Source organism: Adlercreutzia sp. ZJ473 (assembly GCF_013185065.1).
Classification (GTDB): Bacteria; Actinomycetota; Coriobacteriia; order Coriobacteriales; family Eggerthellaceae; genus CAAEEV01.
In genome coordinates, this window is record NZ_JAAVTO010000083.1 from 1 (window position 1) to 7,662 (window position 7,662).

At 69.9% G+C, this 7,662-nt stretch carries 6 protein-coding genes; 1 reads left to right on the top strand and 5 read right to left on the bottom strand.

From position 1 onward, the window contains the following. Positions 1-176: 176 nt before the first annotated feature. Positions 177-656 carry a universal stress protein gene (locus tag HRL41_RS11300; protein WP_172137111.1) on the bottom strand — a complete coding sequence of 160 codons (480 nt, stop codon included), beginning with the start codon at positions 654-656 and terminating at the stop codon, positions 177-179. A gap of 241 nt (positions 657-897) precedes the next feature. Between HRL41_RS11300 and HRL41_RS11305 the strand changes: the two genes are divergently transcribed. Continuing rightward, positions 898-1,692: an amidohydrolase family protein gene (locus tag HRL41_RS11305; protein ID WP_172137112.1), complete on the top strand. Its 795-nt coding sequence runs from the start codon at positions 898-900 to the stop codon at positions 1,690-1,692. Positions 1,693-1,785: 93 nt separating this feature from the next. Here HRL41_RS11305 and HRL41_RS11310 read toward each other — a convergent pair whose 3' ends face one another. The 4 genes from HRL41_RS11310 to HRL41_RS11325 form a co-directional block, all read right to left on the bottom strand. Beyond that, positions 1,786-3,105 carry a hemolysin family protein gene (locus HRL41_RS11310; protein WP_172137113.1) on the bottom strand — a complete coding sequence of 440 codons (1,320 nt, stop codon included), beginning with the start codon at positions 3,103-3,105 and terminating at the stop codon, positions 1,786-1,788. Between the two features lie 222 nt (positions 3,106-3,327). Next, positions 3,328-6,069 (bottom strand): AMP-binding protein, encoded by a 2,742-nt coding sequence (locus HRL41_RS11315; RefSeq protein WP_172137114.1) that lies wholly within the window; start codon positions 6,067-6,069, stop codon positions 3,328-3,330. A 43-nt stretch (positions 6,070-6,112) separates the two neighbouring features. Continuing rightward, a complete protein-coding gene (menB, locus tag HRL41_RS11320) occupies positions 6,113-6,952 on the bottom strand; it encodes a 1,4-dihydroxy-2-naphthoyl-CoA synthase (protein ID WP_172137115.1) in 840 nt (279 codons plus the stop codon). A gap of 82 nt (positions 6,953-7,034) precedes the next feature. Beyond that, positions 7,035-7,662: alpha/beta fold hydrolase (locus HRL41_RS11325; RefSeq protein ID WP_172137116.1), on the bottom strand; the 628-nt coding region annotated here is incomplete at its 5' end.

The following is a 7,662-nucleotide window of genomic DNA, read 5'->3' on the forward strand; positions in this document are numbered from 1 at the left end:
TGCCTCCAGAGTCATCCGAACAGGAAAAGATCCCGATAGGTCGCCCGCAGAACACCGTCATCGCGTTCGGCTAACCATGGAACGCGCAGGTCGAGGGAAGGTGTTCGGCTGACTTCGCAAATCAACCCGCCCGCACGTCCATGCCGCCCGCCCGCATCACGCCAGCGTCGCACGCGCTACTTCACGGTGAGCACGGGGATGTCGGCCTCGTGGAGCACGGCGTAGCTGACCGAGCCGAGCATGCCGCGCAGCGCGCCGAGGCCGCGACGCCCCATCACGATGATCTCGGCCTGCTGCTCCTCCGCGAAGTCGACGATGCCCTCGGCCGTCTTGCCCGCGATGGTGACGCAGAACCGCACGTCGAAGCTCGCGCCGTCGAGCGCGTCGCCGACGCCCTCGCGCAGGCGCTCCTCGGCGCGCGTCTTCGCGTTGGCGATCACGCGCTCGTAGGAGTCGACGTCGGGGAACAGCAGCGGCGTGCCCGCCACCGGGTTGGTGGGCGACTCGAGCTCCGCGGCGATGGCGTTCGCAGGCACCACCGACAGCACGCACAGCGTCGCCCCGGCGTCGTCGGCGATCATCTTCTTGGCAACCGTCAGCGCGTTCTTCGCCGGGTCAGAGCCGTCGAAGGGAACGAGAATCTTCTTGTACAGCATGGCATACCCCTTTCACTGCGCGCGCCAGAAGACGCGCATCGCCTTGAGCGAAGGCGGCCCTGCGCCTCGCTGTTCCCCTCGATGATAGCCCCAATCCAGCCGCTTGTGAAGTTTCGCCGCCGTTTCGCGCGCACGGAGGCGCCTGCCGCCTCGCGACGCGCGCGCGGCCGTGCTACCATGCTTGCTGGCTCGCCCGACGCAATCGCCGCAGCTATGAAGCACGACCCGAGGAGCACCGCCCATGACCGTCATCGACTGCCACTGCCACATCTACCCTGACAAGATCGCCGCGCGCGCCGTGAAGAGCGTCGGCGACTTCTACCTCGTCGACATGGCCGAGGGCGACGGCTCGGCAGACGGCCTGATCAGCACGTGCGAAGGCTCCCCCATCACGCACCACATGGTGTACTCGGTGGCCACGAAGCCCTCGCAGGTGCCCTCGATCAACGACTTCATCGCCGCGCAGTGCGCCGCGCATCCCAGCTTCATCGGCTTCGCCACGCTGCACCAGGGCTTCCCCGACCCCGAGGCGGAGATCGAGCGCGTCATCGGGCTCGGCCTCAAGGGCGTGAAGCTGCACCCCGACACGCAGGGCGTCAACATGGACGACCCGCGCCTGATGCGCATCTACGAGATCATCGAGGGGCGGCTGCCGCTCGTCATGCACACCGGCGACTACCGCTACGACTACTCGCACCCGCGGCGCCTGAAGAAGATCCTGCACGCGTTCCCGAACCTGGTGGTGAACGCCGCCCACTTCGGCGGCTGGTCGATCTTCGACCTCGCGTTCGAGCTGCTCGAAGACGAGCGCTGCTTCCTCGACATGTCGAGCGCGCAGACCTTCCTCGGCCCGCGCCGCACCTACGAGCTCACGAAGCTCTACGGCACCGACCGCCTCATGTTCGGCTCGGACTTCCCCATGTGGAGCCCCGTGCGCGAGCTGGAGATGTACGCCGCGCTGCCCTTCACCGACGACGAGCTGGAGGACCTCACCTGGCACAACGCCGAGCGCTTCCTCGGGTTCAAGGTGGAGTAGCCCAGGCTGAGCATCCGCTGCAAGACGGCGGGCGCCCGCAGGTAGCATGCGCCCGCAGCCAGTCCGCCTCCGCGCGACGCGCGCCTGCCGCGCCTACTCCTCCTCAGGCTCCTCGGGGCGGTCGATCCGCATGCCGATCTTGTCGATGCGATGGCGGTCCATGTCGAACACGGTGAACGTCACCTTCGTGCCGCGATGCGAAAGCCGCGTCACGTCGCCCTCGGCCGGGATGCGGTCGAACAGCGCGAGCAGAAGGCCGCCCGCCGTCTCCACCTCGTCAGCCTCCTCGGGCCTGAAGTCGAGGAACTCCGCCAGCTCGTCGATGGCCAGCGCGCCGTCGACGAGGTAGGTGCCGTCGGGCAGCGCGACGATCTCGTCCTCCACGTCGTGCACGTACTCGTCGTCGATGCGGCCCACGATCTGCTCCATCACGTCGGACATGGTGACGATGCCCGCCGTGCCGCCGTGCTCGTCGACCACCACGCAGATCTCGGTGCGCTTCACCTGCATCGTCTCGAGCAGGCGCGCGATCGACATCGTATCAGGCACCGCCGGCAGCTCGCGGACGTTCCACTCCTCCATGGACGCGTCAGCTGACGCGCCGAAGAAGTCCTTCATGTGCACGAAGCCCGCCATGTGGTCCTTCGACCCGCGGCACACCGGGTAGCGCGTGTAGCGGTACTGGCGGATGATCTCGAGGTTCTCCTCGAGCGGGTCCTCGAGGTCCAGGCACACCACGTCGGTGCGCGGCGTCATGATGGCCTCGGCGTCCTTGTCGCCCAGATCGAAGATGTTGTCCACGAACTCGTTCTGCTCGGGGTTGATGAGCCCGCTCTCCGTGGACTCGTCGATCAGCAGCTTGATCTCCTCGCCGGTGTACACCTCGTGCTCGTTGGCCGGGTCGTGCCCGCACAGGCGCACGACGCTGTTGGTGATGCCGTTGAACAGCAGCATCACGGGGTAGGTGATCTTGTAGAACCAGATGAGCGGCGTGGCCGTCATGAGCGCGTACTTCTCGGTGGAGAAGATGGCGAACGACTTGGGGATGAGCTCGCCCACCACCACGTGCAGCGTGGTCATGATGAAGTAGCCGATGGCCACGGCCACCACGGAGATGGCGGCCTCGGGCAGGTGCAGCATCACGAACAGCGGGCGGATGAGCTCGGAGAACGCCGGCTCGCCCAGCCAGCCGAGCGCCAGCGACGCCAGCGTGATGCCGAGCTGGCAGGCGGACAGGTACGCGTTCACGTTCTCGGCAACCGTCTTGGCGTTCTTGGCGCCGCGCTTGCCTTCCTCGACCGCGATCTCGAGCTGCGACTTGCGCACGCGCACCAGCGCAAACTCGGCGATCACGAAGAACGCGTTCATCAACAGGAACAGGACAACCAAGACCAAGCTAATCGCGATGTTCATTTGAAGCGGATGATCCTCCTTGGAGTGCATACAGACTTACCCTCATCGTAAGGGATCGAGGGGATCGGAGGAGATGGAGGCCGCGAAACCCGCAACACATCCACAGGTGAGAGGCGCGAAGGGCGCGGCGGGGCAGCAGGCGGGGCGCAGGCACCAGGCCGAGCGCGAAGCAGAGCGCAGGCGGGGCGCGGGCGCCCAGCCATGCGCGCGGCCGCGCGCCCGCTATATCTCCACGCGGGCGACCCTCACCTTCGCGAGGGCGCCGTTGTCGAGGGCGCACCCCAGGCCCGCCTCGTGCCCCTCGCCGTTGAGCAGCACGTAGCCGCGCGCCGCCTCGTAGGGCGGATCGGTGACGTCGACGTCGAAGTAGCGCGCGGTGGCGCCCACGTCCCCCGGCACGATGATGCCCGGGAGCGTCTCGAACGCGGCGTGCATGCGCTTCGAGATGCCGGTGTCGTACATGCCGCCCATCCACACCTCGCGCCCGCGCGCCTGCGCCTGCACGATGAAGCGCAGCGCGGGCTCGATGCCGCCGAACTTCGCGATCTTCACGACGATGCAGCGCAGGTCGCGGTGGCGCAGGATGCGCTCGGCGTCGGCCGCGGTCACGTACGACTCGTCCACGCACACCGGCGTCGACAGCGCGCGCTGCAGGTGCGCGAGCCGCGAGAGCGCGTCGCGCACGCCGTCGAAGCTCGGGCGGCTCACGTCGAGCGGCTCCTCGATCCAGCCCACGCCCAGCTCGTCGTAGGCACGCAGCTCGTCGAGGTCGCGCACCGGGAAGCTCTGGTTCGCGTCGAGCGTGACGAGCAGGTGCGGGTACGCCTCGCGCACGGCGCGCACGGCGGCAAGCCCCTGGCCGGGCGCGATCTTGAGCTTCACGCGCTTGTAGCCCGCGGCCACCGCCTCGCGCACGCCTGCGACCACCTCGGGCGCCTCCCCCATGCCCACCACGGCGCCCGCGCGCACCATCGCCTGGCTGCCCTTCGCCGTCACCGCGCGCGGCAGCTGCGGGAACGGCGCGTGGGAGCCTTCCTCCCACAGCGCGCAGAGGCGCTCGTGCTCCTCGCCGACGAGCTTCCACAGCGGCTCGCCCTGGATGCGCCCGAACAGGTCCCACAGCGCGCTCTCCAGGGCGCACACCGCCATGGGATGCGTCTGAGCTCCGCCGACCTGCGAAAACGCGTCGTACGCCTCACGCGGGTGGGCGAAGGCGCGCCCGCGCGCGAACGGCGCGAGCACCTCCTCCAGAAAGCGCGCGTCATCCGCGAGCGTCTCGGGCAGGTACCAGTCGGTCGAGAACGCCACGCACTCGCCGAGCCCCACGCGCCCCGCGTGGTCAACTGCCTCGACGATGATGAGGTCGCGGTGCGAGAGCGTCGCCTTCGCCGTCTTGAAGGGCGTCCGGAAGGGCAGGCGCACGTGGTGCAGGATGACGCGCTCCACCTCGACGCGCTGCTCGTAGAGCCGCTCGGTCGCCGCGCGGTCCACCTTCCCGATGCCGGCGCGCGGCAGCTGGTCGACCATCATGACGGCCTTCGGCATGGTGAGCTTGGACAGGCTCGCCCGCGCGGCGCGCTCCACGTGCTCGGCCTGCACGCCGGCGCGCGAGCGCTCGACCACGGCCACGGGCCGCCGCCCCCACGTGGCGTCGGGCACGCCGAACACGTGCGCGTCCGACACGCCCTCGACGCGGCGCAGGGCCGCCACGATCTCGGCGGGGTAGATGTTCTCGCCGCCCGACACGAACATGTCAGACGTGCGCTCCCTCACGAAGAGGAGCCGCCCGCGCAGGGCCGCCACGTCGCCGGTGAGGAAGAAGCCGTCGACCGTGAACGCCGCGCGCGCGTTGAGGTAGCCCTCGAACACGCCCGGGCCGCGCACCGCCAGGCGCCCGAAGCCCTCGGCGTCGGGCTCCACGATGCGCGCCTCGTAGCCGCCCAGGAGGGCGAGCCCGCCCGTGAACCGCTGCGTGACCAGGGAGCTTGCGATCAGGCTGGAGGTCTCGGTCATGCCGTAGCTCGCATGCACGCGCACGCGCGCCTCGCACGAGCGCTCGAGCGTCCGCGGGTTCAGCGCGCCGCCGCCCAGAAGGACGCAGCGGTAGCGCGCGAGCAGGCCGCCGCCCGCCTCGGCGTCGGCCGCGAGCAGGTCCTGCAGCATCTTGTCCACCACCGAGACGTGCGTGGCGCCCGCCTCGGCCGCGTCGCGCAGGAGCCGCGCCGCGTCGAAGCGCCCGTAGACCAGAAGCGGCGTGCCGCCCTCGATCGAGCGCACGAGCACCTGCAGGCCGCCGATGTGGCAGAACGGCAGGACGGCCTGCCACAGCGCGCCGTCGCCACCGCCGAGCGCGCGGTTCGCCGCACGCGCAGCGCTCGAGAGCTGCCGCCACGTGAGCGCGACCGCCTTCGGGCGCCCCGTGGTCCCCGAGGTGAACATGACGACGGCGCGCTCGTCGGCGTCGAACAGGTGCGCGGCGCGCTCGGCGAAGTGGATGGCGTCCTCGACCGCGGTCTGGCGCTCCGTCACCGCCACGCGGCTCACGCGCCCGATGTCGTGCGCGAATGCGTCGCCCTCCTCGGAGAACACCGCCTCGATCTGCGCGATCAGCGCGGGCGCCGTCGCCTCGTCAACCGCGCAGGCAACTTTCGCGCCCTCGCGGTCGAGCTCGAGCAGGCGCGCGAGCTTCTCCTTCTCGCCCAGGCGGTGGTTGAGCGTCACCAGCGAGAAGCCGCCGTAGGCCGCGGCCAGCACCAGCAGCACGAACTCGGGGCAGTTGGGCAGGTCGACCACCACGACCGACCCCGCCCGCGCGGCCTTCCGGCGCAGCAGGCGCGCAAGGGCCGCGGCCGCGATGCGCGCGCGGCGGTACGTGCAGGGCACCTTGCGCCCCCCGGCGTCCACGAACGTGAAGAACACCTGGTCGGGGTGGCGTCGAGCCGTGGTTTCGAAGGCGTTGATCATGGCTTGAGCAGGTCCTCTCGCCCGCCGCGCCTCAGCGCGGCTATCAGGGAAACTTCGGGAACTGGGTGAAGTCGGGCGCGCGCTTCTCCTTGAACGCGTCGCGGCCCTCCTTCGCCTCGTCGGTGGTGTAGTACAGAAGCGTGGCGTCGCCGCCGAGCTGCTGGAGGCCCGCCAGGCCGTCGGTGGCCGCGTTGAACGACGCCTTCATGAGGCGCAGCGCCGTGGGCGAGAACTGCATCATCTCGCGCGCCCAGCTCACGCACTCCGCTTCCAGCTCGTCGAAGGGAACCACCTTGTTGACCAGGCCCATCTCAAGCGCCTCGGCTGCGGTGTACTGGCGGCACAGATACCAGATCTCGCGCGCCTTCTTCTGGCCCACGATGTCGGCCAGATACCCCGCGCCGTAGCCCGCGTCGAAGCTGCCCACCTTCGGGCCCGTCTGGCCGAACTTCGCCGTGTCAGCCGCGATGGACAGGTCGCACAGGATGTGCAGCACGTGCCCGCCGCCGATGGCGTAGCCGTTCACCATGGCGATCACCGGCTTGGGCACGATGCGGATGAGCCGCTGCAGGTCGAGCACGTTCAGGCGCGGGATGGAGTCCTCGCCCACGTAGCCGCCGTTGCCGCGGATCTTCTGGTCGCCGCCCGAGCAGAACGCCTCGTCCTCGTGGCGCCCGCCGTGGTTGGCGCCCGTGAGGATGATGACGCCGATCTCCGCATCGTCGCGCGCGACGGTGAACGCATCGTACATCTCGTTCACCGTGAGCGGCGTGAACGCGTTGCGACGCTGCGGTCGGTTGATGGTTATCTTGGCGATGCCGTCGCAGGTCTCGTAGATGATCTCGCGATACTGCTTGCCCGGCTTCCACAGGATGTCGGTCATGGTGCTCCCTGTTCAGTTGGCTGCGCAATGATGCCATGATAGCGCTCTGCGCGCGGTTCGTGCAGCGTGCGGCGCGTTTTACTCAATTATTCTGGGCGAAGTCTACCAGGGCCTCGACAAAAGATTGAGCTTGCTCCAAGTGCGTGTTGTGGCCCGCTCCTGCGATGAGCTTGGCGCGGGCGGCGGGCGCGCCCTGGGCCACGCGGCGCGCGAGGGCGGCGTACTTCCCGTCGAGCTCTCCGGCCAGGTAGAGCACGGGCAGGCCCGCGTCCGCGGCGCGGGCGAGGGCGGAAAGCGAGGCGGCCTCGTCCGCCTGGCGATGCTGGCCGAGCTCCTCGAGCTGCCAGACGAGGGCCGAGGGCGCGTTGCCCGAGCGCTCGGCCTGCACGCGGGCGCGCACCGAGGCGGGCAGCGTGCGCTGCGAGGCGAACAGCGGAAGCTCCGCCCACGCCTCCATGAAGGCTTCGACGCCCTGCTCGCGCAGGTCGCGGGCCCATGCGGCGTTGCGGGCCGCGAAGGCCGCGCGCGCGGCGGCGTCGGCGGGGCCGAGGCCCGCGCTCTCGAGCACGATCCCCGCAACGGGCAGGCCCTCGCCCTTGGGGCCGCGGCGCACGAGCGCCTCGAGCGCGACGCGGCCGCCCATGGAGTAGCCCACGAGGACGGGAAGGGCGGCGGCGGGGACGGCGTCAGGGCCGGCGGGGGCTCCGGAC

What these genes read in the sequence shown, in the direction of transcription:
- menB (WP_172137115.1), bottom strand. Translation starts at nt 6,952, where the DNA reads ATGACCGACATCCTGTGGAAGCCGGGCAAGCAGTATCGCGAGATCATC.
- HRL41_RS11315 (WP_172137114.1), bottom strand. Translation starts at nt 6,069, where the DNA reads ATGATCAACGCCTTCGAAACCACGGCTCGACGCCACCCCGACCAGGTG.
- HRL41_RS11305 (WP_172137112.1), top strand. Translation starts at nt 898, where the DNA reads ATGACCGTCATCGACTGCCACTGCCACATCTACCCTGACAAGATCGCC.
- HRL41_RS11310 (WP_172137113.1), bottom strand. Translation starts at nt 3,105, where the DNA reads ATGAACATCGCGATTAGCTTGGTCTTGGTTGTCCTGTTCCTGTTGATG.
- HRL41_RS11300 (WP_172137111.1), bottom strand. Translation starts at nt 656, where the DNA reads ATGCTGTACAAGAAGATTCTCGTTCCCTTCGACGGCTCTGACCCGGCG.